Annotated in this window: 24 protein-coding genes and 1 pseudogene; 3 read left to right on the top strand and 22 right to left on the bottom strand. The window is 35.0% G+C overall.

Annotated elements, in window-relative coordinates:
- Positions 1–88: 88 nt before the first annotated feature.
- The 10 genes from AC4AGG_RS05100 to AC4AGG_RS05145 all read right to left on the bottom strand — a co-directional run bounded on the left by AC4AGG_RS05100 (position 89) and on the right by AC4AGG_RS05145 (position 11,439).
- On the bottom strand, positions 89–1,540 hold the full coding sequence (locus AC4AGG_RS05100; protein WP_489770909.1) for a DUF3500 domain-containing protein: 1,452 nt from the start codon (positions 1,538–1,540) through the stop codon (positions 89–91).
- Positions 1,541–1,649: 109 nt separating this feature from the next.
- Positions 1,650–2,348: a LytR/AlgR family response regulator transcription factor gene (locus AC4AGG_RS05105; protein WP_489770910.1), complete on the bottom strand. Its 699-nt coding sequence runs from the start codon at positions 2,346–2,348 to the stop codon at positions 1,650–1,652.
- A complete protein-coding gene (locus tag AC4AGG_RS05110) occupies positions 2,345–3,379 on the bottom strand; it encodes a sensor histidine kinase (RefSeq protein ID WP_489770911.1) in 1,035 nt (344 codons plus the stop codon). The genes AC4AGG_RS05105 and AC4AGG_RS05110 overlap by 4 nt, the downstream gene beginning before the upstream one ends.
- Positions 3,380–3,737: 358 nt before the next feature.
- Positions 3,738–4,412 carry a hypothetical protein gene (locus tag AC4AGG_RS05115; RefSeq protein WP_489770912.1) on the bottom strand — a complete coding sequence of 225 codons (675 nt, stop codon included), beginning with the start codon at positions 4,410–4,412 and terminating at the stop codon, positions 3,738–3,740.
- A gap of 33 nt (positions 4,413–4,445) precedes the next feature.
- Positions 4,446–4,805, bottom strand: a complete 360-nt coding sequence (locus AC4AGG_RS05120; RefSeq protein WP_489770913.1) for a DUF1801 domain-containing protein — start codon at positions 4,803–4,805, stop codon at positions 4,446–4,448.
- Positions 4,806–4,895: 90 nt separating this feature from the next.
- On the bottom strand, positions 4,896–5,456 hold the full coding sequence (locus AC4AGG_RS05125; RefSeq protein WP_489770914.1) for a hypothetical protein: 561 nt from the start codon (positions 5,454–5,456) through the stop codon (positions 4,896–4,898).
- A gap of 20 nt (positions 5,457–5,476) precedes the next feature.
- Positions 5,477–8,005: a T9SS-dependent M36 family metallopeptidase gene (locus AC4AGG_RS05130; protein ID WP_489770915.1), complete on the bottom strand. Its 2,529-nt coding sequence runs from the start codon at positions 8,003–8,005 to the stop codon at positions 5,477–5,479.
- Positions 8,006–8,094: 89 nt separating this feature from the next.
- On the bottom strand, positions 8,095–8,505 hold the full coding sequence (locus tag AC4AGG_RS05135; protein WP_489770916.1) for a hypothetical protein: 411 nt from the start codon (positions 8,503–8,505) through the stop codon (positions 8,095–8,097).
- Between the two features lie 84 nt (positions 8,506–8,589).
- The gene (rpsA, locus tag AC4AGG_RS05140) at positions 8,590–10,377 is read right to left on the bottom strand and encodes a 30S ribosomal protein S1 (RefSeq protein WP_489770917.1); all 1,788 of its coding nucleotides are present in this window, start codon (positions 10,375–10,377) and stop codon (positions 8,590–8,592) included.
- A gap of 162 nt (positions 10,378–10,539) precedes the next feature.
- Positions 10,540–11,439, bottom strand: a complete 900-nt coding sequence (locus AC4AGG_RS05145; RefSeq protein ID WP_489770918.1) for an SMP-30/gluconolactonase/LRE family protein — start codon at positions 11,437–11,439, stop codon at positions 10,540–10,542.
- 86 nt (positions 11,440–11,525) lie between these two features.
- Between AC4AGG_RS05145 and AC4AGG_RS05150 the strand changes: the two genes are divergently transcribed.
- Positions 11,526–11,867, top strand: a complete 342-nt coding sequence (locus AC4AGG_RS05150; protein WP_489770919.1) for a MerR family transcriptional regulator — start codon at positions 11,526–11,528, stop codon at positions 11,865–11,867.
- A gap of 21 nt (positions 11,868–11,888) precedes the next feature.
- On the top strand, positions 11,889–13,247 hold the full coding sequence (locus AC4AGG_RS05155; protein WP_489770920.1) for a ComEA family DNA-binding protein: 1,359 nt from the start codon (positions 11,889–11,891) through the stop codon (positions 13,245–13,247).
- Between the two features lie 389 nt (positions 13,248–13,636).
- On the opposite strand, the gene rluF is transcribed toward AC4AGG_RS05155, so the two are convergent.
- The 6 genes from rluF to AC4AGG_RS05185 form a co-directional block, all read right to left on the bottom strand.
- Positions 13,637–14,359 carry a 23S rRNA pseudouridine(2604) synthase RluF gene (rluF, locus tag AC4AGG_RS05160; RefSeq protein ID WP_489770921.1) on the bottom strand — a complete coding sequence of 241 codons (723 nt, stop codon included), beginning with the start codon at positions 14,357–14,359 and terminating at the stop codon, positions 13,637–13,639.
- Positions 14,360–14,361: 2 nt separating this feature from the next.
- On the bottom strand, positions 14,362–14,916 hold the full coding sequence (locus tag AC4AGG_RS05165) for a hypothetical protein (protein WP_489770922.1): 555 nt from the start codon (positions 14,914–14,916) through the stop codon (positions 14,362–14,364).
- Positions 14,916–15,614 (bottom strand): tRNA pseudouridine(55) synthase TruB, encoded by a 699-nt coding sequence (gene truB, locus AC4AGG_RS05170; protein ID WP_489770923.1) that lies wholly within the window; start codon positions 15,612–15,614, stop codon positions 14,916–14,918. Before truB ends, AC4AGG_RS05165 begins: the two co-directional genes overlap by 1 nt.
- A gap of 73 nt (positions 15,615–15,687) precedes the next feature.
- Positions 15,688–16,506 carry an undecaprenyl-diphosphate phosphatase gene (locus AC4AGG_RS05175; RefSeq protein WP_489770924.1) on the bottom strand — a complete coding sequence of 273 codons (819 nt, stop codon included), beginning with the start codon at positions 16,504–16,506 and terminating at the stop codon, positions 15,688–15,690.
- Positions 16,507–16,582: 76 nt separating this feature from the next.
- Positions 16,583–16,882: a DUF3098 domain-containing protein gene (locus tag AC4AGG_RS05180; RefSeq protein WP_489770925.1), complete on the bottom strand. Its 300-nt coding sequence runs from the start codon at positions 16,880–16,882 to the stop codon at positions 16,583–16,585.
- A 1-nt stretch (position 16,883) separates the two neighbouring features.
- Positions 16,884–17,780 carry a cell division protein FtsX gene (locus AC4AGG_RS05185; protein WP_489770926.1) on the bottom strand — a complete coding sequence of 299 codons (897 nt, stop codon included), beginning with the start codon at positions 17,778–17,780 and terminating at the stop codon, positions 16,884–16,886.
- Positions 17,781–17,919: 139 nt separating this feature from the next.
- Between AC4AGG_RS05185 and rsmA the strand changes: the two genes are divergently transcribed.
- Positions 17,920–18,690, top strand: a complete 771-nt coding sequence (gene rsmA, locus AC4AGG_RS05190) for a 16S rRNA (adenine(1518)-N(6)/adenine(1519)-N(6))-dimethyltransferase RsmA (protein ID WP_489770927.1) — start codon at positions 17,920–17,922, stop codon at positions 18,688–18,690.
- A gap of 34 nt (positions 18,691–18,724) precedes the next feature.
- On the opposite strand, the pseudogene AC4AGG_RS05195 reads toward rsmA, so the two are convergent.
- From AC4AGG_RS05195 to AC4AGG_RS05220, 6 genes and pseudogenes are all read right to left on the bottom strand, one after another.
- Positions 18,725–19,497: pseudogene (locus tag AC4AGG_RS05195) on the bottom strand (TIGR02757 family protein).
- A complete protein-coding gene (locus AC4AGG_RS05200; RefSeq protein WP_489770928.1) occupies positions 19,497–20,675 on the bottom strand; it encodes a proline dehydrogenase family protein in 1,179 nt (392 codons plus the stop codon). The pseudogene AC4AGG_RS05195 and the gene AC4AGG_RS05200 overlap by 1 nt, the downstream one beginning before the upstream one ends.
- A gap of 59 nt (positions 20,676–20,734) precedes the next feature.
- Positions 20,735–21,673: a UbiA family prenyltransferase gene (locus AC4AGG_RS05205; RefSeq protein ID WP_489770929.1), complete on the bottom strand. Its 939-nt coding sequence runs from the start codon at positions 21,671–21,673 to the stop codon at positions 20,735–20,737.
- A 4-nt stretch (positions 21,674–21,677) separates the two neighbouring features.
- The gene (locus AC4AGG_RS05210; protein ID WP_489770930.1) at positions 21,678–22,604 is read right to left on the bottom strand and encodes a mevalonate kinase family protein; all 927 of its coding nucleotides are present in this window, start codon (positions 22,602–22,604) and stop codon (positions 21,678–21,680) included.
- A 171-nt stretch (positions 22,605–22,775) separates the two neighbouring features.
- Entirely contained in the window at positions 22,776–24,260 is a 1,485-nt protein-coding gene (locus AC4AGG_RS05215; protein ID WP_489770931.1) for an MFS transporter, read from the bottom strand.
- 136 nt (positions 24,261–24,396) lie between these two features.
- A partial coding sequence (locus AC4AGG_RS05220) for a T9SS type A sorting domain-containing protein (protein ID WP_489770932.1) occupies positions 24,397–25,983 on the bottom strand: 1,587 nt, incomplete at its 5' end.

Here is a 25,983-nt window from a genome sequence, read left to right on the forward strand (position 1 = left end):
TTAAAATTTATACTTTTATTTATTGGAAAAAGAGCAATCGCTTGCTCTTTTTCACTTTCTAAACACAAATCTTTTATATAAAATACTTTTACTTCTTAATAAATTTGGAATTAACAACGCTTCCTTGATTCTCGATCTTAATCATATAAGTCCCATTCATAAGAGCACTCACATTGATATTATCAGCTTTTCCTGAAACCCCTCTTTTGCGGATAACGCTCTTTCCTGACATATCTGTTACTGTAATCACCGCATTGCTGAATCCATCAGCATTGGTTATATTCAAGATATCACTAACTGGATTAGGATAAATCTTAATTTTGGTATTGGCTAAAGAAGCTTCTTTTGTTGCCAAAACGTCGATAGAAGAACCTGATAAATCTACCCCATAATCACTTACATGGTCTCTCCAAACTGAATGATAATGGATTTGGCTTGGAAAAATAACACCTGTTTGACAAGCAAACTCAATCCAAACATGAGGTCCGTCAATTCTAACGTAGTTAGAGTTAGCGCTTAGAAAAGTACTTGCACTTCCAGCTGTTGCACTTCCAGTAAAAGCAATATAAGTTTGATCTAATTCACTTGTATATAGTGACATCAAAGCTGCTGCTGTAGTAGCATCCAAATCTTCTACATAAGTCCGCATCGCTTCTATCACCAAATTTTTCTGTGTCGTAGATAATCCACTGCATACTAAACCTTGCTTGGTGGAAGGCATCGTATTGGTGTTTCCGTTGGTTTCTCCTGGACTCATTAAACAATCACTAAATGTTGTAGATAATTTAGCCGTCGAAAATTGAGTTGAACTAAGGGAAGCTAACATATTTCTAAAAGCCGTTCTTTCGTCCTCCATTGGCGCATAATAAACCGAATTATAAGTAAAAGTTGTTGGCTCTAACGCTACAAATAGTGGAGTTGCTCCAATTACATGACCATTTTTGAAAGCAATATTAGCAGCATAGTGGTGACCACCAAATTGCAACATCCAGGAACCAGTTGTAGAAGGTGTTCCTAAAAAGGCTATCCATCTTAATGAAGAAGTGTAACCACTTCCTCCTCCATTTGCATTAAGGTAATCTTCCGCAACTCTTATTGCCTCCCATTCACTATAACCATTATTTGTTCCCGTCCCCAAAGCTTCTGTAATTACGGCCTGTGCTAAAGTTAGTTGAGCTGAAGTTAAAGCCCCAAACTGAATTCCGTTTCTACAAGTAGATCCACACGGAAGATTGGACCATTTTCTCGCTAAAGAAGCTGTATAAGTCTGCTCCAAAGTAGATTGCTGACTTGTCGACAATGTTGCCTTAAAAGCTAATGCTGCGGTAACAACACTAGTCACAGATTCTGCTTCTTGATCTTGTCCAGAAGAAACAACCGCTGCTGCTGCGATATTGTTTTTTGGGTTATTGAACGGATTGAGGTTTGAAAAATCAACCTTTTTCCCAATAATGGTAGTCATGGTTGCCAAAGAACCTAAAGCTAAGAAGTAGATAATTTTATCACTTCTCAACGAACGAGAAAGTAAATTTGAGTCCATCGTGATTTTTTATTAGTCTAGCGAAAATAGAAATTACTTCCATGTAAATGAAATAAAAGTGGTGAACTGGCTAATTTCTAAGGTTAAGACCTCAATTTTCTTTTTTTTTCTATTTTTTGAGTATGCTATTTTCCAGTTTATCAAGAAAATCTTTCTCAAAGGTGTTGCCTACGGAGACTTCTAGATGTTCTGTATAGATGGTCTTATTACGATAAGAAACAATCTTGGAAAGAGCAATAATGCTGGAACGATGTACTCGAGAAAAATGCTTTTCTGGTAGTTTATCCAAGATACTTTTGATGGTAATTCTCACCAACAAAGGCTTTTGCTTTTCAAGATGAATTTTGACATAATTGTCTTGACCTTCAATCAAAATAATATCATTAAAACTGACTTTAACCAAACCGTAATCCACCCGAAAGTAAATGTAATCTTCGTTGTTTTCAGATAGTAATTTTTTCTTTTCTTGGATACGTTCAATAGTTGTCTTAAATCTTTCAAAACTGAAAGGTTTTAATAAATAATCAATGGCACCAATTTCGTAACTTTCAACAGCGTATTCCTTATATGCAGAAGTAAATACGACATTAACTTCCTGAGGCAAATCTTTATAAAAATCAATTCCAGAGCGAGAAGGCATATTGATATCCAAAAAAATCAAATCCACATGATTTTTCTCCAAATATTCTGATGCTTCGCTGGTTTTCAAAAAAGTTTGCTTAAGATCAATAGAATCGATTCTGGAGCAAAAAGATTCCAGAATTTCTAACGAAGGCAGTTCATCATCGAGTGCAATTGCGCTTATCATAAAGTAATATCTAAATTAACAACAAAGGTTTTCCCAGTGTTATTGATTGTTAAACTATGTTTTTGAGGATAAAAAAGATCAAGTCTCTCCTCGGTATTTTGGATTCCAATGTTGGTGGACTCAATGTTTTGACTTGAGACAATATTGTTAAAAACATATAAAGACAATTGGTCACCAACAACACTAATCGCAATCTTAATCAGAGATTCTTCTTCCGGGTTAACCCCATATTTGAAGGCGTTTTCGATAAAGGTAAACATAAGAAGTGGGGCAATCTTCTTACCAGAGAACTCTCCTTCTACACTATACTCTATCTTCACAGAATCTCTCAACCTCGATTTCTGCAAGTCAATATAATTGCTGATATAGTGAATCTCACACTCTAGTAAAATCTTTTCCTGATAAGAATCTTGTAATAAATATCGCATAAAATCAGAAAGTTTCAGTACAGTATCTGCGGTCTGGTCATCCTTTTTGATAGCGAGTGCATAAATACTGTTTAGAGTATTAAACAAAAAATGAGGATGAACTTGAAGCTTTAGATGTGAAGCTTCTGCGACCAATTTTTCGCTTTTGATTTTCTGATTTCTTTCTTTCTCACTCCAAAAAAATGAAAAAAATATCATTCCGACATATAGAAAAACCAAATGGTCTATCCTACTAAAATGCATTTGAAACCACTCGAACCACGTCTTTTCATGAAAAGATTTTATCTCAACACCAGGTGGTGGCTCATGTGGAGGGTGACCATCCATATCGAACAAAAACCAAGGTAAAAAAATGATTAGTAACTGGCCTAAGAGACTTACCAATGCATAGCTGTAATACTTTCTTTTTGCAAGAAAACTAGGTATGAAATAGAGATTGTTAATGTAAAAAAATACCACTATCAGCGCATTTCCTAAGAAGTCAAACATCATTTCACTAGAAAACATACTTTCCCCTTCATCGATTGGACGAGAAGGCAAAATGATTGGCTGCAACAAAAAAAGCGTCCAAGCAATTATCTGAACTGCTATTTTCTTATTCATGTTTTACTTCGGATTAAAAAGTCTAGAATTACAAATAAAACTAAAATTATTAAAAATCAACGAAGATAGAATGCATTTTGTTGCGAACGCCTTAAAAATTGGGGTAAACTTTACAATATTCCTATCGTACTTTTTGAGCTGTGGAGCGGAAAATCTAAAAAATCTAAAAAATTTAGAAACGCCTAAAGCATGATTGGCGAAAAAACTGAAATATAAGAGAGAGAATTATTTCAACTCAAAAACTACATTTTAAATTTACAAAGAATAACAGTCAACTTTGCGTATAAGAAAAGAAGCCTTGCAAAAATCAATAAATCAAATATTTAACCCGAAAACAAACTCAATCTGAATCTAAAACTCAAAACCCTCTCCTTTTTAGTTCCTTTTTGACTTCTTGAGCTGTTCTGAAATTAGCATGATGATTTTCTCGACCTGCTTCATCTTCGGTATAACCTTCAAAACCGCCATCGATATTGAGATTAAGTCTCTTTAGTGCTTTAGGTAATTTAGAATTAGTAGCAATATTATTATATCCAGAAACACTGTATTCTACACCTTCATATAGATATTGCAAATGATGAGTTGCCGAAGAAATAATGAAAAGCTCTTTTAGGCTATCTTTGTCAGCATTAGCAAAGAAAACACTCTCAATGACGGTATCCACATTATCATCTTGAAGCTCGTCAATTAGAACCATCTGATACTTTCCTTTGGAATCTGGAATCAGTAAATAACCTTCAACATATTGACGTTCGTGAGGATACTCTCCTTTCTCTTGATACCGAAATTCATAGAAGACAATAACTACATCTTGACATCCCCACAAATCCGTCTTTATGACTTCATGAACTACAGAAGAACCTTCGGGTTTATAAGTCTCAGCAATCGCTTTGGGGTCATCAGAATTAGTTGATAAATTTATAGAATTTTCAGAAATTACTGTGACATATTTTGGGCTCGAATAAACTTTCGACCATGAAAAACAAGTAATCATAGCACAATATATAATGATTGGGAAAGATTTCAAATTCATTTGTTTACAAAAATAGCGTTAACCTTAAGGCATTTAATCTGTTTCAAAACCAAATTTAACAGCTTCCACTAGAACATCCACGTTAATTGCTTCCAAGGTTTTGAATTTGATGCAATAGCCAGTTATAGTAGCTTTACCAATTCTTTCGCTATAAGCGTTAATCAAATGTTTTTTGTCCGGTAGCCCTAAAATATAAACAGAAATTCCGCTTGTATTTGCGCTCATGCCGATTCTAAAAAATTCTTGCGTTGTTCCGTTCGCATATCGGATTGTATATTTTCCGTAGCCAATATTAGGATTAGAAATAGCCTTTCCTTCTTTGTTTTTTCCAGTCTCAAACCATTGCTGACAGGTAGGTTCCAACTCATGAATAAGTTGGTGTAAAGTTTCCATTTCAGTGCGTTTTGGCTCCGATTGGCTATCTATATACTCTTGAATCTGCTGTTGAATATCCATCTTTAAATCTACGAAAATCAAACTGAATCACGACTGTAAAGCTGCAATACAATCTTCCCTAATATCCCAGAACTCATCATTAGAATACGGAATTTGCGGATGATTTGACAAATAATCTTTAATATAATCCTTCTGAAACTGAACTTTGCAATCTGTAATTTGCGCAGGAGAAATCTCAATTTCAAGCTTCATATCTTTAACAAAATCCGATGCTTTAGAATTTCGTCGTGTACAATCAACTATTTCGCCTTTAATCCTTAAATAATTATGCGCCTCGGGCATTTCTGGTAAATTATACTTTTTCAAAACAGGTGAAATCTTCGGTGTATTATCAGCATTCATCATGAATATACACATCATCAGTCTAACATCCTGCTCTCCAATTTCATCGGCAAATCTCTTCAAAAAAACATGCTTTGTAGAGCAAGTTCCACCATGATCTTTAAGAATACACAAGAAATCAATTTTATCAGGATTGCGCTTGTAAGGAAGGTTCTTCACATAGGCCGAAACTGATTGAAAATCTATACTTCCAATGCTTTCTAAATGCGCTTTAATATAATTAAAAATCGAATTATTGGGTGACATTTTTTAAATCTAATGAAATTTTATTCAACAATAAATTTTAGAACTTTTTTCCCTGATTTGCCATCAATTTTGACCAAATAGACACCATTTTTCAACTTTAAAGAAGCAAAACGTTGTTTGGATTGTACTACCAGTCTTTCTTCCGAAATCACCAATCTTCCAGATGCGTCAAATACTTGAATACTGGCTTTTCCAAAATCAGCAACTGGAAAAATAACGTCAAAATAATTTTCTTTCACAGGATTAGGAACCACTGCGTATTGCGTACCGTAAGCATTAGGATTAGTACATTCGATTGGGACTGTAAAATCTTCAACTTGGTCATTAATGTCGTCTTTGTCTCCAGCTGAAGCGTTGGCTCCAAGACCTCTCTTAGCAAAAGTCTCCCAAATCATGCAGCGATTTGCACCATGATTCGCGATTAAATCTGCATATAATATCGCATCTCGACCAGAAACAAATGTGGGATTACATTCCTGAATTTTAAGCGCATCCATAACCAACTGAAGAACTTTGCCACTTCCTGAAGTCGGATTATTGACCGCATCAGCTGCAAAACCATATTGATCAGCAAAATTCCAATGCAAATCCCAAAGCATTGTCGCCCACACAAACCCAATCGAATGCACATCGGGTGTCATTGCTCCATCTTCTTCGAATTCCATTCCGTTGGTTTTCCCGTAAGTATAATTATTTACCGCAAAATCAGGTGAATATTTCGCTGGGCGAATTCCGGTTCCTGTTGCGTCTTGTCCTGCCGCAAAAGAAGAAACGGAACGAATCCTATCAACAGTCACTGCATCGGTATTGGTGAACATCGTCGCAAAAAAATCTGACCAACCTTCACCCATTTGTTCTTTGGAAACTTCTTTATTGAGGCAAGAATAGCCATTTCCGGTACTTCTGTTGCTAACTCCATGCGCATATTCGTGAATGATAATTCCGTTGTCAAAACTGCCATCAATATAGACATCTTGAGTCGAATCGTATTTCAATGTGGCATTAACAGTTGCGGGCGAACTTATGGTCGATTTAATATATTCTCCTTCCGAATTTTCAATTAAAATAGAAGGAATCGTTACAGTAGCATCAGTCCCTCCCATGCTGATAAAATTGGTTGATGTGGTTGCATTATAAATAATAGCTCCAATCGCTCCTGCATTCTGCATATTTTTCACCTTTAGTGTAAAATTACAGTTTCCTCTTTCGGCTAACCCAATCTTCCCAGTCATGGAACCAGAAGGCAAATCCGTACATGCGTCCAACACCGAACTCACCATCACATCTCCCGTCACTCCTGTTGCTGTCAATGTGGGTCCAAAAGTCGCTCCTTTGGTTGCGGGTTCTCTCGTGATTGCAGTTGCTGGTGCATTGTAGAAAAGCCTTTTAACATTTTTGGGACTCCAAAGAAACATTTGCATTCTCGGTGATGTTCCTTCCGGAGGTGTAGTAAAATTAGAATTATTGATAGATTCTGAATCCAAAGTCTCCGCCAAAAGAGGATCATTACCAGTCCCTCCTTTTCCAAAATTATTGGTCTGAAAGTTTTTGGAACCTTCATTAAAACCTAATCTATAAAATAAATCATGGGATTTGTTAGAAGTATAAAACAAGTTAGTCGCCGAAGCCGAAACATTATTGAGGTAATTCCCATTAAGATTAAGCGGAAAATCAAAAAGTCGAGTGCTACCTCCATCTGGCGATGTCCCAGGATTATCATTAGCATCGGTATCTTCATAAGCATAGACATTATTTCCTCTTGTGATGGTGTAATGCTGAGTTCCATCAGAATGCCATCCTTCTGGAGACGCATCAAGATACCAGGGATTAGAAACTAAACTTCGTGAGCCGAAATTTGGACTTTCTATAGGTAAAGCAAAAACGTTGTAGGAAGCGTTGTCAGCAGTTTTTAATATCTGATGATTCGAATTATTGGTTTTAAAATTTTTAGATTTTCTTGATAAATCAGTGGTTTCTGGAACAAAATGACAACTTAAAGTCAAATTCTGTTTAATTAAAATTCTTGAATTATTAGCGTCAGCGATTACAGACCAATAATGGTGAGTTGCATCTTCAAATAGAAACTCGTATCCCAACTGGATTGAATTTCCGTTTTTGAAATACATCGGACGAGACTTTACCGTCGATTCATTATTTGCTGAATCTTTGAAATCAACAAATTGAAATGCAGCTTTCTTATCGAACGAAAACTGGTTTTGAATTCCTTTGAAAACCTCTTGTGCAGATTTTGAAGCTGTCCTAGAAGCAGAAGTTTCCATATTTCTCTCCAAATTATCAGAAGTATAAATCACTTTTCCATCTCTGACCACCACCGTTGCCATAGCATTATACAAAGGAATCCCATTAATAGTTTGCTGAATTTTAACAATATTGGCTCTCAATGATGCTGAATATTCTTCGGAATCAATCACATATTCAATAGGTTGATTAGAAAAATACTGAGAAAGGAGTTTTTGATTTTCTTGTGCGTCAACTTGCACCAATAATGTCGAAAAACAAATAATAGCCGAATATAGAAGTCTTCTCATTTCAAAAATAATTGTAGCACTAAAGTACAATTTTTCTTAAATAAAAAACTTTAAAATCTAAACCTGCTTAGAAACAATCATGCCTGAACTTAATACTGCTCTGGAAGCTTATAGTGGTTGCGAATAGTTTTTTTCACTTCATCATTGGGTTTAAAATAAACACCTTTGTCTTGATATCGCCAAAACTCCAATCTATTATCAGCAAACAATGTATCTTTCCCACTTATGAAGGCAAAAGAATAATTGCCATCATCAAAATCAGCAATGATATTATTATTAACAGTAATACTATCTCTTATTTTAATTAACTTCTTTTTTAATTTTCTATTTTTTATACTAACACCTGTCATCTCTTCATCGTCCTCAAAAAAGATTTGCAAAGAAGATCCCCATGTATGATTCTTATCCGAATTCTTTCCATTAAAATAACGCAAAGTAATCTCCTCAGTATTACATGAAACTAAAAATAAAATAAATACGAGAAAAAATTTCCCTTTCATTGAAATAGAAGCTTTTAAAATTTAAATATACAAAAAAACCGCTCCAAAATTGGAGCGGTCATATAAGTCGAATTTCAGTTGGGATTATTTCCCTTCTTCCATTTTCTTTTTCAATTCTGCAAGAGCATCGATATCTCCAAGAGTTGATCTTTCTTCATTAGATGAAGAAGAAGATGTTACTGTAGATTCTTTTGCATTTCTTCTCTCCTCATCTCTGAAGATTCCTGTATGCGAAACAACTACTCTCTTGAAATCTTTGTTAAATTCAATTACTTTGAATTCAGCAGTTTCTCCTTTCTTGATTCTTGAACCGTCTTCTTTCTCTAACAATCTTGAAGGACAGAAAGCTTCTACTTCTGCATCTTCAAACTGAACTTGAGCTCCTTTGTCAAATACTTCTGTTGCAGTTCCTGTGTGTACAGTTCCTTCAGCGTACTTAGTTTGGAATTTATCCCAAGGATTTTCAGTCAATTGCTTGTGACCTAAAGAAATTCTTCTTGCATCAACGTCTAACTCAAGAACAACAACGTTCATTTGATCTCCAACGTTGCAGAACTCAGATGGATGCTTGATTTTCTTAGTCCAAGAAAGGTCAGAAATGTATACCAATCCATCGATACCTTCTTCTAACTCTACGAATACACCAAAGTTAGTGAAGTTTCTTACTGTTCCAACGTGCTCAGAACCGATTGGATATTTTTCGCTGATATTTTCCCATGGATCTTTGTTCAATTGCTTGATACCTAAAGAAATTTTTCTTTCTTCTCTATCCAAAGTCAATACTTCTGCTTCTACTTCGTCTCCAACTTTTACGAAATCTCCAGCGCTTCTCAAGTGAGTAGACCAAGACATTTCAGAAACGTGGATTAATCCTTCTACACCTGGAGCGATTTCTACAAATGCACCATAGTCAGCAAGAACAACTACTTTTCCTTTTACTTTATCACCAACTTTAAGGTCAGCTGAAAGTGCATCCCAAGGATGAGCTTCTAATTGCTTCATACCTAATTGGATTCTTGTTTTATCTTCATCAAAGTCAAGGATAACCACTTTTACAGTTTGTCCATCTTCTAATACTTCAGAAGGATGGTTAACTCTAGACCAAGAAAGGTCTGTAATGTGGATCAATCCATCAACACCACCAAGATCAACAAATACTCCATAAGAAGTAATGTTTTTAACAGTTCCTTCAAGAACTTGACCTTGCTCTAATTGAGAGATGATTTCTTTTTTCTGATCTTCGATATCTGCTTCGATTAACGCTTTGTGAGAAACTACAACGTTTTTGAATTCTGGGTTAATTTTCACAACTTTGAATTCCATTGTTTTTCCAACATATTGATCGTAATCTTTAATTGGCTTAACATCGATTTGAGAACCTGGTAAGAACGCTTCGATACCATGAACGTCTACAATCATACCACCTTTTGTTCTAGATTTAACAAATCCATTAACAACCTCTCCAGTTTCGTGAAGATCGTTAACTCTATCCCAAGCCTTAAGGGTTCTTGCTTTTTTATGAGAAAGTTGAAGTTGTCCACTTTTATCTTCTCTTCTGTCAACCATTACTTCTACTTCATCACCAACTTTAAGCTCTGGATTGTAACGGAATTCGTTAAGAGAAATAACACCTTCTGATTTGAAGTTAATATCAACGATAGCTTCTTTGTCAGTTAATCTAACTACTTTACCTTTAAGAACTTCATTGTCCTCAAGATCTTTCAAAGAACCTTTGTAGATTTCTTCTAAATCATTTTTTTCTTTTCTAGCATCAGCATCTAATCCTGATTCGAATGAATCCCAATCAAATTGTTCTGGTGCTACGTTTTGGTTTACTAAAACCTCTTCTTTTTGTACTGTCGTTTCTGACATAAAAATAAAATTTGTATTCCTTCTTCTCTAACGTTTTGCAAGTGTGGAATTAAAAAATACGGAAGTCATTAATTATTAATGTTTTACTCTTTCAAACCTTGTCCACAAAAAAGTGGTGCAAAAATAATAATTTTTTCTGAATTAACCGCGCTTTTTTCAAATTTATTTACCTCCGGAAACATTCATTTTCAAGGTGTAGACCGATTTTGAAGCCGTAATAAATAAGGTCGAGAAATCCTTACCTCCAAAAGTGACGTTTGCTGTCCATTTTTCAGGCACCGAAATTCGTTTAATTTCTTGACCATTTTTATCGAAAACAATAACGCCATTCCCCGTCAAATAAAGGTTTCCTTGATCATCCAAAGTCATCCCATCTGATCCGAGGTTGCAGAATAGTTTTTTGTTACTCAACTTACCTTCTTCTACAATATCATAAACATAAGTTTTGTTGGCATCGATATCTGACACATATAATTTTTTAGACTTCACACTTCCGACAATTCCATTCGGTTGAACAAAAGTATCGAGTTTGATTATTTTTCCAGTTGACGTTCTATAATAAAGATTTTTCTCAAAAATCTCTTGCTGGAAGTTTTTCCAATAATCTCTAATATACAACGGGTCTGTAAAATAAATTCCACCCTTATCATCCAACCACAGGTCATTGGGGCCATTCAACCTTTTTCCTTCGAAGTCAGCGGTTATGATATCAACTGATTTATCTTTTTTAAATTTCCAAATCTCCCCATTCGCATCAGAACAAGTCACTAAGTTTCCTTCTTTGTCAACAAATGTTCCATTAGCTCTCCCTGTTTTATCCGAAAAGATGGACACTTCATTATTTTTCCAATTCCAGAGATAGATTTTATCGTTAGGCTGATCCGTAAAATAGACACTTCCAGTAAAATCAGCTGCAGGTCCTTCTGTAAAACTAAATTGATCCGACACCAACTCAACCTGTGCACCTTTGCTAACAATATCCTTCGAATCTGTTGAACTTTTGGTAGCACAATTTAACATGATAACAGAAGCAGAAACCAAAACCATTGTTTTTTTCATCATCATAACTTTTTTTGGCAATTTACAACTTGTAATTATCAATAAAAAATTTTCTATCTTTGACTTTATAACAAAAAGATTTTTGATTAATGAACATTAACCTTCCGGATAAACTGTATTATTCTATTGGAGAAGTAGCAAAAGCTTTTGATGTTAACACCTCTCTTATTCGTTATTGGGAGCAGGAATTTCCTATCATCAAACCAAAGAAAAACAGAAAGGGAAATCGATACTTCACACCGGAGGATATCAAAAATCTGAAGATGATCTATTATTTGGTGAAGGAAAAAGGTTATACTTTGGACGGCGCCAAAACTGCACTGACTACCAATCAAAAAATCTCCGAAACCATTACGGTTATTGACCGATTGGAGTTTGTGAAAGCTGAATTGCAGAAACTCAAAGAGTCTCTCGTCGATCAACTAGAGTAACCTTCTTAAAACGTTCCAAATATGAAATCAAATTTGGAATTCCACATCAATCGTCAATATTTACTTGGACTTCTACTTTTAGGAGTCACGTTATTGAGTTTAGGTCTTGCCCTGCCCTACTTTAAGCAGGACAAGCATTTTGATAGTGGAAAGGTAGCATTTGTTCCCGTTGATAAAGCCAAATCCACAATAGCAATAACATCATTTGACCCCAACGATTATTTATTAAAAGATTGGGAAGCATTAGGTTTTACTGAAAAACAATCTCAAACTATTTTAAAGTATAAAAATCTTCTCGGCGGAAGTTTTTCGTCCAAAGACGAAATCAAAAAATGTTTTGTGATTTCCAGTGAAAAATATGACGAAATCAAAGATTACATTTTGCTCCCTGAACATTCTGAATTGGTTAAAAATGGAAATAAAAGTAACTTCGAAAAACGTCAACTAAAAATTTCGAGAGCTTTCAATCCTGATTTGTACACTCAAAATGATTGGGAAAAATTAGGCTTCTCCGACCGACAAGCTGCTGCAATTCTGAAATACAAAAATTATTTAGGAGGAAGTTTCGTCAGTAAGGAACTCTTACAGCAATGCTTTATCATCAATGAAGAGAACTATCAAAAATTAGAACCCTTCCTTATTCTTCCTGATAGAACTCCGGAAAAATTCACTCAGAAAAGCACTTATACGCCGAAAAGTGCTGTGTCCAAAATTCAATATCAAACTTTTGACCCCAACACCTTGGATTTGGAAGGTTGGAAAAATCTTGGATTCTCGGAAAAACAAGCACAGGTAATTCTCAACTACAAAACGAAAAACCTGAAAGGCAGCTTCAAAAATATTGACGAAATTAAAAGTTGTTTTGTTATTTCTCCCGAAAAATTTGAGGAATTAAAGCCTTACATCAACATAAAATCTGAAAGTATTGTTTCCATCAATCCTTCAACCGAACAACCAAAGAAAGAATTCGAGAAAAGTACTTCTGCAAAAACGGACTTCTCCAAAGTTAATCTTAATGCGATTACAGAAAATCAATTACAAGAATTTGGTTTCAGCAGAAAAGTGGCTTCTAATTTTGTAAATTACCGAAACTCTTTGGGCGGATTTGTCAACAAAAATCAAATTTTTGAGGTTTTTTTGATTGAAAAAGATTTAGCTGAAAAACTAACGAGTCAAACAACACTCAATTCTTCTTCGGTGACTAAATATACCCTATTTGATGCGCCTGAAAGTTGGTTGAAGACTCATCCCTACTTTAAATATTCAGCGGATAAAATACTGTACTTCCGAATTAACGACAAAAACGAAAAGCAAATGTGGAAACACATTAACGTCAAACCAGAGTACGTCGAAAAGATGAAATGGTACTTAAAGGAGTAAATAAGAATTTGACTATGTCAGTTCGAGTGATTTTTTGGAATGCAATGAAAAAAAATCGCATCGAGAACTATTAAATTTCACTTCTCGATAAATTCCGCTCCGCTTCGTTACTCGAAGTGACGGTAAGCTAATTTTAAACAATGTAATTCGTCAGTTCGAGGGATTTTTTGAAATGCAATGAAAAAAAATCGTATCGAGAACTATTAAATTTCACTTCTCGATACGCTCCGCTCCACTTCGTTACTCGAAGTGATGGTAAGCTAATTTTAAACAATGTAATTCGTCAGTTCGAGTGATTTTTTGGAATGTAATGGAAAAAAATCGTATCGAGAACTATTACATTTCACTTCTCGATACACTCCGCTCCGTTACTCGAAGTGAAAAAAAAACTAATCAAAAGTCTTTTTAGAATCCGCAACTAATTCCATGATTTGGGACAATTCATCAGAGGTCAAGTCACGCCATTTCCCAACTGGTAAATCGAGCTTGATATTCATAATTCGGATACGCTTCAGCTTTTTCACTTCGTATTCAAGATACTCGCACATTCTTCGAATTTGACGATTAAGACCTTGCGTCAGGATGATTCGGAAAGTCATCGTATCAATTTTTTCAACAAAACACTTTCTGGTTACGGTGTCCAAAATAGGAACTCCATTTCGCATTTTGTTCAGAAAAGCCTCTGTAATTGGTTTGTTAACACGTACGATATATTCTTTCTCGTGATTATTACGCGCTCTCAGAATTTTATTCACAATATCACCATCAGAAGTCAGCAAAATCAATCCTTCACTGGGCTTGTCCAATCTACCAATTGGAAAAATCCTTTTTGGATGATTGATAAAATCCACAATATTTTTCTTTTCTCTCTTGGTATCGGTGGTACAGACAATTCCAACAGGTTTGTTCAACGCAATGTAGACGTGTTCTTCTTCTGGTTCTGTAATTTGTTTCCCATTAACTCTAATATCATCCTCAGAAGAAACTTTGGTTCCTAATTCGGGCAATTTCCCATTAACGGTAATAAGACCTTGTTCAAGAAGTCTATCTGCTTCTCTCCTTGAACAGAATCCAACTTCTGACAAATATTTATTAATTCTAATCTTTTCCAAAATCAATTTTTATTACTGAATAATATAATTCCGTAAGATAAACCTAAAAACCAAGTGCTTTCTTCATCCAATATCTGCGTTTCTAAAACCGCTTGAAAACGATGTCCAAAATGTTTTTTCAAGGTTTCCACCTTCCCAAATCCAATTCCAAAAAAAACAGCATCGTTAGTCGCAGTTTGATTGATTTTGAGTCCACCATTAAGGAAAAAATAAAGTAAATCTTGCTCCTCCAAATCTCCAACAAAAACACAAGGTTTTGCATTAGCATAAATTATATGAAAATTAGGGTCAATATAGCTATATCGAACACCACCTTCTAACGAAAATCGTTTGGCAAAATGATAACCTACTCCAGCTGAAAATCCATAATTAAACTTTCCAGGAGGTTCTTGGTAGTAACCATCAGCATTAAGAAACTCACTACTGCTGTGTCTTGTTAAATCAAAACCTACATTAGCATCAAATGTCGAGTAAAGCCCAAGTCTATTATCAACTTCTTGACCATAAAACAAGGCACTTAACAACAAGAAAAATCCAAAAAAAATCTTTGATTTCATTATTCGCTGAAATTATAATCGTTATTCAAATAATCGGAAGTGGCATCTTCGACACTATACTCACCGATTTTTGTTCTTCTTAAATTGTAAAGATACGCTCCAACACCTAATTCCTGACCAATATCGTGCGCAAGACTTCGTATATACGTTCCTTTGGAACATCCTACCATAAAGCGAACAAAAGGAAAGTCAATTTCGATATGATCGATATAAAAAATAGTCGTTTTTCGAGATTTCATTTCAACTTCTTCTCCCGCTCTCGCCAAATTATAAGCTCGTTCTCCATCAATTTTAATTGCTGAAAACACAGGTGGTTTTTGTTCTATTTCACCTACAAATTTCTTCAATGTTTCTAAAACTTGCTCTTTTGAAATCTGTGAATAATCCCGAATCAAAATTTCAGGCTTTTCGGTATCATAAGATTCAGTTTGAGCTCCAATTTTAATCTCTGTAAAATACTCTTTTGGAGCATCTTGAATTTCGGGAATCTTTTTGGTGAATTTACCAGTGCAAACAATCAAAAGACCAGTTGCTCTGGGATCTAACGTTCCTGCATGACCAATTTTGAATTTCTTTGGCAATTCTTTGAACTCTCTTTTTAGCTTGTATTTCAACTTATTGACAGCCTGAAAACTCGTCCAATCCAAAGGTTTGTCCAATAGAAATATATGTCCAGATTGTAGCTTCTCTGCTGTCATAAGGCTTGATAATGTTTAAAATTAATTTAAATGCTAATTATCGATTCTTTAAAATTTAAGTTTAAACAAAAAATTATTTGAACCAATAAAAATAAATCAACAGCGCAATTCCAACAAAAATTCGGTACCAACCCCAAGGTCTGAAACCATATTTGTTAAGCAAAGCAATAAACGATTTAATTGCAATCCAAGCTACTACAAACGCAACCAAATTTCCAACCAAGAAAATCATAATATGCTCCTGAGATTCCAAAATCATTTCGTATCCCTTTTGTGGATGTGGTGTATTCTTTCCCCATGTCTTTGCAAAAACAGAATAAACCGTAACCGCTAACATGGTAGGAACTGCAAGGAAAAATGAAAATTCTGCAGCAGCCTTACGAGTAAGACCTTGAGTCATCCCACCAATGATGGAAGCTGCACTTCTACTCGTTCCTGGCATCATTGCAAGACATTGCCAAAAACCAATAATTATCGCCTTCTTGAAGGTGATTTCCTTTTCATTGTCTATGACTGGATTCTTGAACCAACTATCAGCAAATAGCAACACAACTCCTCCAAGAACTAACACAGCAGAAATGGCAATTTGATTCCCTAAAACCGATTCGATATAATCATCAAGAAAAAAACCAAGACCCAAAGCTGGAATAACGGCAAATGCCAATTTGTAATAAAACTGTAGATTACTAAAATCAAAAAACTTTCTCCAATAAGCGACCACCACCGAAAGTATCGCCCCAAACTGAATCGATACCTGAAACATCTTCAAAAATTCGGATTCTTCCAAACCCATCAAACTTGCGGCAAAACCCATGTGAGCGGTTGACGAAATCGGCAAATACTCTGTTAATCCTTCTACAATCGCAATAATAATTGCTTTGATTAAATCCATAATATGTGGTTATTTCACATAAAAAGTCAATTGCAATGCAACCGACTTTTAAGTGATATTCTAAAAAATTAATTTATTATTTGTTTCTTTTTAAGATCGCGATGACTTGCATCACAAATCCAGCGATAACTAACAAGGGTGCCAATCTAATTCTTCTGAAAGAAAAAATCCCTTCGTTCCAATTATTAGCATCAAATTTCCCATCAACTGTATTAGCATCCGGTCCAATCATTAGGATAAAACCTAACAAAATTAACCCTAATCCAATATACATATATTGAAAATTTTTCTTCCCAAAGTAGAACACTTTTTCAGCCTGAACCGGCTCTTGCGTCCCGTAATCTTTTGCGGTGATATTGATGTTTTTTTTTGCCATTTTATGAATAATATAAATCGTCGACGTTACTACTTAAAAATCTCCATGTTGCAATTGCAGTACTGACAACCGTAATCAAAATACCTAAACCTGTAACTCCCAAAGCTAACCAAGCATATTGCAAAGTATCTTGGGCAAACGGAGTCTCAATAATAGAAGTGAAATAATACCAAACTCCTGACAAAGCCAAAAGTCCAACCAAAGCTCCAATAGCTCCCAAAATAGCTGCTTCGATGATGAAAGGTTTCAGGATGAATCTTCTTTTTGCTCCTACCAACTGCATAGTTTTGATGATAAATCTCTTAGAGAAAATTTTCAATCGAATAGAGTTATTGATTAACACTACTGCTACCAATAAAAACAAAATCGAAAACCCAAGAATCCAACTCATAATGCGGTTCAAGGTTTTGTAAATTTTCTGACTTTCGGAATCATTTTTAACATCTTTAACTCCAGGAACTGCTGCAATTTGTTTCATTGCACCACCAACCTTTGTAGAATCAATGAACTCCGATTTCAAAGAAACTTCAACTGAAGAAGGAAAAATATCAGCTCCAAATAATTTCTGAGCATTAATTCCAAGACTCTTTTCTGCTTCGATTGAAGCTTGCGCTCTCGAAATATACTTAGCTTTCTTAACTGGCTCTAATTTTTGAATTTTTTCAAAAGCATCTGCCTCTAATTTTGCAATTTTAACGGAATCTTTCGGGTCATAGTTTTCATCAAAGTAAGCATTGACCACCAATTCCTCCTTTAGAAAGTCAGCATATTTCTGAGCATTCAACAAGATCATTCCGAAAAGGCCAACCCAAAATAGCACCAAAGCGATACTGATTACTACCGTAATATTGCTCGATCTAAGTCGTTTTTTATTAAAATCTTCTGCTGTCTTCGCCATTCAATCAAAATTTTTCGGCTAAAATAGAAAAAATCTTCCGAAATTTGCCCCGAATCCTTCAAAATCAGTGTTAATAAAATCATAAAAAACACATGTATCAAAAAGTAATGGCAAGGATTCTAAATATCAAATCGATTACATGATTGTAAAAGCTAAAAAACATCTCGGTCAACATTTCTTAACCGACGAAAATATCGCAAAGAAAATTGCAGACAGTCTTACCTTTGAAGAAGGTCACCTCATTTTGGAAGTTGGCCCTGGTACAGGTGTCTTGACCAAGTATCTGCTAGAAAGAAATAATCCACTATTTTTGGCTGAAATTGATACTGAATCAATTGATTATCTCAAAAAAAATTACTCTAAAATTAATGAAAACACTTTTATTGGTGATTTCTTAAGAACCGATTTTGCTTTTGCACACAATCAGGAAATCGAAATCATTGGAAACTTCCCCTATAATATTTCGTCTCAAATTTTATTTAAAATCATAGACTATTATCAGCAAATTCCAGAAATGGCAGGAATGTTCCAAAAGGAAGTTGCAGAACGTGTCGCTGCGCAACCACGCACCAAATCTTACGGGATCTTATCTGTTCTTGTGCAAGTATATTACGATGTAGAATATCTTTTCACAGTCAATGAAAATGTCTTCAACCCTCCTCCAAAGGTAAAATCAGGAGTTATAAAACTAACTCGCAACCCCAAATCAGGTGTTGAAGGTTATGAAGATATTCTGAAAAAAATTGTAAAAGCAGGATTCAATCAAAGAAGAAAGAAACTGTCTAATTCTTTGAAACCATTAATGATTCCAGACTTTCTGACTTCGCATGAATTCATGGATAAACGTGCAGAAGAATTAAGTGTAGAAGATTTTATTGGTTTTGCTCAGTTGTGGAAAAACGGTGAATAAATAGATAGATTTAGCACCTTCTTGAGGCGAAAATCTACTCACTAAAAAAACCTTCAACTCCAAGTCCGAAAAGTGCAAAATCATATTTTGCAGGGTCTGACTCATCCCAGCTGCGAAGAACTAGATCTAGTTCTTCAATGGTTTTCCAATCGTTCTGGGCCCTTTTAAGAATACCCAACTTTCTGGATACATTTCCCGTGTGTACATCCAGTGGAATTGATAAAAATTTTGGATTAATATTTTCCCAAATTCCAAAATCTACACCCCGAAGATCCTTGCGTACCATCCATCGTAAAAACATCATTATCCTTTTAGAGGCTGAGTTTTTGTATGGTGAACTAATGTGCTTTTGACTTCGATATTGTGGATCTATCGCAAGAAAATAAGTCCGAAAACGTTCGATACTATGGTAGAAATTGGTTTCACCCTCCTTCAAAAGAAAAAGGCTTTCCAAACTTTCAAAATCATTATAAATAGCTTGAAATCGTTTTAGAAAAAAATAAAATCCTCCCCATTAAAAGTCCGATGAATAGCTTTATCTTTCAGAAAAGAAAGATCGGACTCCTTGAAATTTTTAACAAAATCATAAGGTTCTTGGTCGAGATAATCCAGTATTTTGTTTGCCGAACTAATAATGCTCTTCCTATTTCCCCAAGCAATTGTTGCTGCAAGAAATCCTGAAATCTCAATATCTTGTTTTACCGAAAAACGATGCGGAATCTGTATTGGGTCATTTTCAATAAAAGAGGTCTGATTATAGAGATCAACTTTTTCGTCAAGAAAAATCTTAAGTTCTTCTCGATTCATTAGATTCTTCCTGTCTTTCTTCTTTTGAGTTCTCTTTCAATTAAGCCAAGTTCGCGACCCGTTTGACCTGCTACTGAAGTATTTTCTTGAGCTCTTCTCGTTAAGTAAGGAACTACTTCTTTAACAGTTCCGTAAGGAAGATATTTGCAGACATTATATTTCATTTCGCCCAAAAGATAAGAAATGTTATCACTCATCCCGTATAATTGACCAAAATGAATTCTTGGATCATCATGTTCGAGATTCTTCTCTTTCATTTTTTCGAGTACAATTTCATTGGATCGTTCGTTGTGGGTACCGAAAAAAGCGGAAACTTTATCCAAATTATTCATTACAAAATCAATCGCTGCATTATAATTATCATCTGAAGCTTGTTTTGTGGGCTGAATCGGATCTTCATACCCTTTTTCGGCAGCTCTTGCACGCTCTTTCTCCATATAAGCTCCTCTCACGAATTTGTATCCCAAGAAATAGCCTTTTTCATTAGCTCTTTTAATATCTTCAGCCAAATACTCCAGTCTTTTGGTTCTATACATTTGAATGGTATTCCAAACAATGGCTTTTTCACGATTATATTTAGATTTCATTTCATTAACCAATGCATCTGCAGCATCTTGCATCCACGATTCCTCTGCATCTACCATCAGCACAACGTTTCTTTCATAAGCCATTTTACAAACACCTTCAAATCGAGCTACCACTCTGCTCCACTCATCTTTCTCAGCATCAGTGAGATTAGAAAAAACCTTACCAACTTTGTCATACAAATCCAATCTTCCAAAACCTGTTGGCTTAAAAACCACAAATGGAATCGCAGGATTACCTTCCGCAAATTTGATATTCTCTTTAATTTCTTCAAAGGTTTGGTCAAAAGCTGCTTCTTCCTCCGCTCCTTCTTTGGCATAATCAAAAATACTTCCAATATGATGCGTGAACATCTGTTTCACCACTTTCATACTTTCTTCTCTTGATTCACCACCGCAAAACTGCTGAAACATGGTATCTTTGATAAGTTTTCTTGCAAAAGGTAAGTCATTGTGGACTGCAAAATTCATGATTTTGATACCAAAACTTGTTAAATGCGGATGCTCAATAGCCTTAAACATCCAATAAGCTTTGCGTAGTTGCGAATTTGATTTGTCGATAAAAGCGACCTGAGTATTGTTGAAAATGGACATATTTTTCTTTGAATAAATTCCCTCAAATTTAAGAATTGTTTCGCTTTCCCAAAAGTAATTTAGTACTTCATTATTACTCCATCGGCAAGCATGGCTACAATACCAATAAAAAGCCAGGACCTAAGAATATTCAGTAAGAAAAAATTTCGCATTTTCTGACTGGAATTCAACAAGATAATGCCCAAAATAAAAATAACCACACTAACAACGAAGAACCAAGACATCACTGATTGCGAACCCATAATGTTAAAAATCATTACCGAAATGACTGAATTAACAATCAAAAGTGACGCAATTACATATTTTGCAACAGAAAAACCATAAGTATTAGGGATGGTCGAATAACCAAAAACACGATCGACATTACTGGTGAGTAAATCTTTAACGATATCAATGACGAACAAAATCAAAAATAAAAAAATAGCCATCAAAAAAATCTTCAAAGAAAATGTCTGATAATACACCAACATCCCAAAGAAAGGATACAAAGTAAGTCCAACAAAAGTCAAATTATTAACCAACAAAATCCTACTTAATTTGTGACTGTAATACCACATAAAAAACTGGTATATCAAGAAAAAAACGAAGACCCGAGGTGAAATCAACCATGCAATGGTAAGCGAAATGATATTAAGAAAAAGGTAGGAATAAAGGTAATATTTCTGCTTCAAAAACTCTTGAACATGACTCCTAAAAGGCTTTATCAACTTGTCTTTTTCGCGGTCATAAAACTGATTAATAATTCCGCCCGCAAGAATACTGAGAATCGAGCAAAAAATAATTCCATGAATTTTGAAATCAAAAACAAAAGCTCTCAAACTTTCTTCTTGATTGAAAAGAAAAAAGGTTGATACATATAAAGCAAAAGTCAATAAGATGACAACAAAAACCCTTGCTCCTAATAAGAAAGCAACTATTTGTGATAGACGATAAAGAAATATTTTGGAAAACGAATCCCGTGAAGCCCAATCCTTTGAATCCAAATGTGGTGGCTTCATCTGTTTAGAATCTATAAATCACCTCTTTGTGGAAACCTTCTAACATTTTTTCGGCTTTGTTATAGTCTTTGGTGAATCCTAAAATGTAGCCTCCACCTCCACTTCCGCAGAGTTTAAGATAATAGGCATTGGTATCCAAACCTTTCTTCCAAGCATTATAAATACTTTCTGGAATCATCGGTTTGAAGTGCTCATAAGCCCAAACTGAAAGTTTTTTAAGATTTCGAAAAAGTGGATTCATTTCTTTCTTTAGGAAGGCATCAATACAAGCATTGTTATAGCGGATAAACTCCTCTTTCAAAGTTTTGCGGAAACCTTCAGCTTTCATTTTTTCAAAGAAAATCTGTACCATCGGTCCCGTCTCACCAACAACACCTGAATCAATCAAGAAAATGGCTCCTTTTCCTTCTTCTCCACCAGAAATCGAAACTTTATCTACTGACTCTTTATTTTCAATCAAAATCGGAAGATTCATATAACAAATCAAAGGATCAATCCCTGAACTTTTACCATGAAAATAGCTCTCCAAAAGTCCAAAAACTTTCTTCAGTTCTTTTAGATGATTTTTCGAAATGGATTCGGCCTTGTATTTTTTAATAGAATATTTTTCGAAAATAGCAGCCACCAATGCACCAGAACTTCCGACTCCATAACCTTGCGGAATGTTAGAATCAAAAAATAATCCTTTTGAAATATCTTTTTGAAATGCTTCTACATCGATTTCAAAACCTTGTGGTAATTCAAGATTTTGAAGATAAGTCGCATATTTTTTTAATGAAAAATTAGAGGTTCTTTCGAAATCAGAATCGGAAGTTGAGAACTTCAAAGTCCCTTTGTAAAAGCTATACGGAAGTGTAAGTCCCCGAGAGTCTTCAATAATTCCGTACTCTCCGAACAATAATATTTTCGCGTAAAAAAGTGGATTCGTCATTAATTGCTATATTAAACTACTGATTTCCAAATGCAAAACTACAAAATTTAATTTATATGAACTATAATACTTTTTAGGTCAATAAGCTATAATTCAATATTGATCTGAACTCTTCAAATCGTTGCTTCAAAAGCACATATCTTGCCAAAAATATTTAAATCTGAAAAACGGCTATTTTGACTTCGAAAAATTGACAAAACGAATTAGTAATGCTCCAATTGCAAAGAAAAAAGACATAGCTATGAAGGCATACTGCATGTTTTTATATTTCTGAATCACCAAACTAAAGATAATCATACCCAAGATAATCGCTAATTTCTCCAGAACATCGTAAAAACTAAAGTAAGTGGTATTTTCCATAGAATCTTGCGGTAGCAATTTGGAATAAGAAGACCTTGACATCGCCTGAAGCCCTCCCATTACAAGTCCAATTACACCAGCCAAAATGTAGAATTGCATTTGCTTGTTAGGATTATCATTATTAAGTGTAAAAGCCGAAAGACAACATAATATCCAAAGAACAACTGCGATGGTAATGACGTTTTTGTTTCCTATTTTCTTTGATAGTTTTGAGAACAAAAATGCACCTACGATGGCGATAATTTGAATAACTAAAATAGTGATAATCAATTTATACTTTTCATCACTTTTAGGAAAAATAACATCACTTCCGAAAGGCGTTGCCATCAAGAAAATGGTCTGCATCCCAACACTATAGAAGAAGAAGCTTAAAAGGAAAAATTTGAGATTCTCATTTTGGAAAAGAGTATTCCCCACTTTGAAAAGCTCCTTGAAGCTTTCCTTAGCAACATCTTTATAAAAACCAATATTATCACAAATCACCCCAAAAAGTCCACCTTGTTGTTCGTGTTTTTTGAAAATATTTTTATAGTTAAGTAAGACTAAATCTTTTGGTAATTCTCCTTTAACATTCCCAAACTGTGGGAGATGTTTGAAGGTGTATTGTGAAAATCCAAACCACCAAGCACCAGTTAACAAGAAACTGATTCTAATCCAAAGCTTTTGCTGCTGCTCACCTTCTGCCACCACTTTAATCAAAACAAGACAAATAACCAACAAAACTACAGAACCTATATATCCATAAATGAAACCTCTTGCGGAAAGTTCATCTTGCTTGTCCCTACTTGCAATATCTGGTAAAAAGGAGTTGTAAAACACCAAACTTCCCCAAAAACCGACACTTGCTGTAATACTGAAAAGTAATCCTAGAAATACGTTATTCATCCCTGTAAACATAGCCAACCCCATACATGAGGTTGCTCCGAGATAGCAGAAAAACTGTAAAAAAGATTTCTTATTACCAATGGTATCCGCCAAAGACGATAAAAATGGAGATAAAAAAACAACAAGTAAGAAGGAAATGGCAAATGAAAAGCTTAATACTGCATCAGGCTCATAGGAGTTCCCAAAAATATTTATGAGATGTCTAACAGGAATTTCCTGAACTTCGTTAGCTGCTTTCACAAATTCTTTTTTATTGAATTTGGTTGTTAGCATCGTATAATAAATCGGAAAAATAGCCGATGTTATTACCAATGAATAAACTGAATTGGCCCAATCATAGAAAGCCCAAGCTTTCATAATTTTCGGATTATTCTTTATGTTTTCTGGACTCTGATTTTCAATTTCTGACATTAGCTTCAAATTAATTTAGCAAAAGTAATAAAATAGGACTTATTTTGATATCTTTTTATTCTTTAGCGCTAAAATAGCAAAAAATAAAAAAGGCGACTCATAATTTGAGCCGCCAATTTCAATTATGACTAAAAAATTATTTTTTGATCGCTTTGATTGTTCGTTTAGAACCGTCATTTAAGTGAAGGTTAATTAGATACAAACCAGATTTCAAATCGCTCAAATTAACTTCGGCTCTTGGTCCATCAATATTTTTAATAAGTCTGCCTGACAAATCTACGATGGTCAATGATTTAACATCTCTAACGTTTGATATATTAATCACATCCGTAAATGGATTAGGATACAATTTAATATCATTTGCCTTAACAGTAACATCATTAGTAGCAAGTGAAGCATCATAAGCTGAAACTTGAAACTCACCCACATTACTTGAAGAATAATCCGAAACCGCTATCAATAATGTAGCTCCAGGAGTTTGTCCTGTTAAAGTTAATAAAGAGAAATTACCATCAGCTGAGCTATCATCATCACAACCAACTTGTGTTAATGAACCGCAGGTTCCACTGTACACCGCAAGCACAGTATCAGTCAAAGAAGAACCACTGACAGAGTGCGTTTCAAGAGTTATACTTCCACTTGCTGGCACTACAACACTATACCAAACATTATAATAAGATGTAGTCTGACAACTTGGAACAGGTCCTGATGTACTTGCTCCTGATACTGTCCCTGTCAAAGGATTTTGTGCAAAATTTGCTCCCGGAGTAAGAACTGTTGCATTAGCACATTCATCATTTGCAGCAGTTGGAGCATTCGCTATAACTGTAAAATTTCTTTGCGTACAAGAACTACCAACGGTACCTCCTGCATATCCAACCACCGTATAGTAATATTGTTGCCCCAGAGTCAAAGGTGAAGCAAAACTGTAATTAGTTACATTTCCAACATCTACTGCATTCAAGATATCGTTACCACCGGAAGTAGTCCCAACAGTTAACAAATAGCCAGTTGCCCCGTTGACAGCACTCCAATATATTGATGGTGTCGGACTAACATTAAGAGCACTATTTGAAGGACTTAACAGAGTAGGACAAAGCGATGCCGTTGTTACAGAAACTGGTCCTGTCCAAGTACTAAATTCAGTTGAGCTACAATTAGATCTTATCCAAACATAATAAGTTGTGCCACTATTCAAACCAGATAACGTCGCACTTGTAGTTGTTGATGAAACTGAATTAGTTGCATCTAAAACAGTCGAAGCATTTGGTGCTCCATTAGCTGTAGAATAGTATACAGTATATCCATTAGCAGGGGCCGTTCCATAAGGCGCTGTCCAATTTGCCGTAGTGCCATTCACAGAAGTACCAGAAAAATTGATTCCAGAAGGTTCTATACAACTTGGATTAGGTTCAACCCAAATATTATCTATTGAAATGGAACGATAATTCCCCGTTAATCCATGTCTAAAGGCTAAATTTGAATTACTTCCACTTGGAACATAAACGACATACTGAGTTTGTGTTGTTGTTAAAGTAATCGTTTGAATAGCAGTAAAAGTTGAAGCATCAGTTGTACTGGAAACAGTTCCTACATCAAGTGTTGTACCCGAAGTTGAAGCCCTTGCATAAAATCGTACTCTTTTTGCTCCATCCATCAAAGCCATTGTTTCAGGACCAATCAACATCGAATTACCTCCAGTTGTAGAAGATGAGGTACCATT

It is taken from the genome of Chryseobacterium sp. CG10_8 (assembly GCF_058117085.1).

Excerpts from the sequence above, each read along its gene's own strand:
- AC4AGG_RS05100 (WP_489770909.1), bottom strand. The coding sequence starts at position 1,540 with ATGGACTCAAATTTACTTTCTCGTTCGTTGAGAAGTGATAAAATTATC.
- AC4AGG_RS05105 (WP_489770910.1), bottom strand. The coding sequence starts at position 2,348 with ATGATAAGCGCAATTGCACTCGATGATGAACTGCCTTCGTTAGAAATT.
- AC4AGG_RS05110 (WP_489770911.1), bottom strand. The coding sequence starts at position 3,379 with ATGAATAAGAAAATAGCAGTTCAGATAATTGCTTGGACGCTTTTTTTG.
- AC4AGG_RS05115 (WP_489770912.1), bottom strand. The coding sequence starts at position 4,412 with ATGAATTTGAAATCTTTCCCAATCATTATATATTGTGCTATGATTACT.
- AC4AGG_RS05120 (WP_489770913.1), bottom strand. The coding sequence starts at position 4,805 with ATGGAAACTTTACACCAACTTATTCATGAGTTGGAACCTACCTGTCAG.
- AC4AGG_RS05125 (WP_489770914.1), bottom strand. The coding sequence starts at position 5,456 with ATGTCACCCAATAATTCGATTTTTAATTATATTAAAGCGCATTTAGAA.
- AC4AGG_RS05130 (WP_489770915.1), bottom strand. The coding sequence starts at position 8,005 with ATGAGAAGACTTCTATATTCGGCTATTATTTGTTTTTCGACATTATTG.
- AC4AGG_RS05135 (WP_489770916.1), bottom strand. The coding sequence starts at position 8,505 with ATGAAAGGGAAATTTTTTCTCGTATTTATTTTATTTTTAGTTTCATGT.
- rpsA (WP_489770917.1), bottom strand. The coding sequence starts at position 10,377 with ATGTCAGAAACGACAGTACAAAAAGAAGAGGTTTTAGTAAACCAAAAC.
- AC4AGG_RS05145 (WP_489770918.1), bottom strand. The coding sequence starts at position 11,439 with ATGATGAAAAAAACAATGGTTTTGGTTTCTGCTTCTGTTATCATGTTA.
- AC4AGG_RS05150 (WP_489770919.1), top strand. The coding sequence starts at position 11,526 with ATGAACATTAACCTTCCGGATAAACTGTATTATTCTATTGGAGAAGTA.
- AC4AGG_RS05155 (WP_489770920.1), top strand. The coding sequence starts at position 11,889 with ATGAAATCAAATTTGGAATTCCACATCAATCGTCAATATTTACTTGGA.
- AC4AGG_RS05165 (WP_489770922.1), bottom strand. The coding sequence starts at position 14,916 with ATGAAATCAAAGATTTTTTTTGGATTTTTCTTGTTGTTAAGTGCCTTG.
- truB (WP_489770923.1), bottom strand. The coding sequence starts at position 15,614 with ATGACAGCAGAGAAGCTACAATCTGGACATATATTTCTATTGGACAAA.
- AC4AGG_RS05175 (WP_489770924.1), bottom strand. The coding sequence starts at position 16,506 with ATGGATTTAATCAAAGCAATTATTATTGCGATTGTAGAAGGATTAACA.
- AC4AGG_RS05180 (WP_489770925.1), bottom strand. The coding sequence starts at position 16,882 with ATGGCAAAAAAAAACATCAATATCACCGCAAAAGATTACGGGACGCAA.
- AC4AGG_RS05185 (WP_489770926.1), bottom strand. The coding sequence starts at position 17,780 with ATGGCGAAGACAGCAGAAGATTTTAATAAAAAACGACTTAGATCGAGC.
- rsmA (WP_489770927.1), top strand. The coding sequence starts at position 17,920 with ATGATTGTAAAAGCTAAAAAACATCTCGGTCAACATTTCTTAACCGAC.
- AC4AGG_RS05200 (WP_489770928.1), bottom strand. The coding sequence starts at position 20,675 with ATGTCCATTTTCAACAATACTCAGGTCGCTTTTATCGACAAATCAAAT.
- AC4AGG_RS05205 (WP_489770929.1), bottom strand. The coding sequence starts at position 21,673 with ATGAAGCCACCACATTTGGATTCAAAGGATTGGGCTTCACGGGATTCG.
- AC4AGG_RS05210 (WP_489770930.1), bottom strand. The coding sequence starts at position 22,604 with ATGACGAATCCACTTTTTTACGCGAAAATATTATTGTTCGGAGAGTAC.
- AC4AGG_RS05215 (WP_489770931.1), bottom strand. The coding sequence starts at position 24,260 with ATGTCAGAAATTGAAAATCAGAGTCCAGAAAACATAAAGAATAATCCG.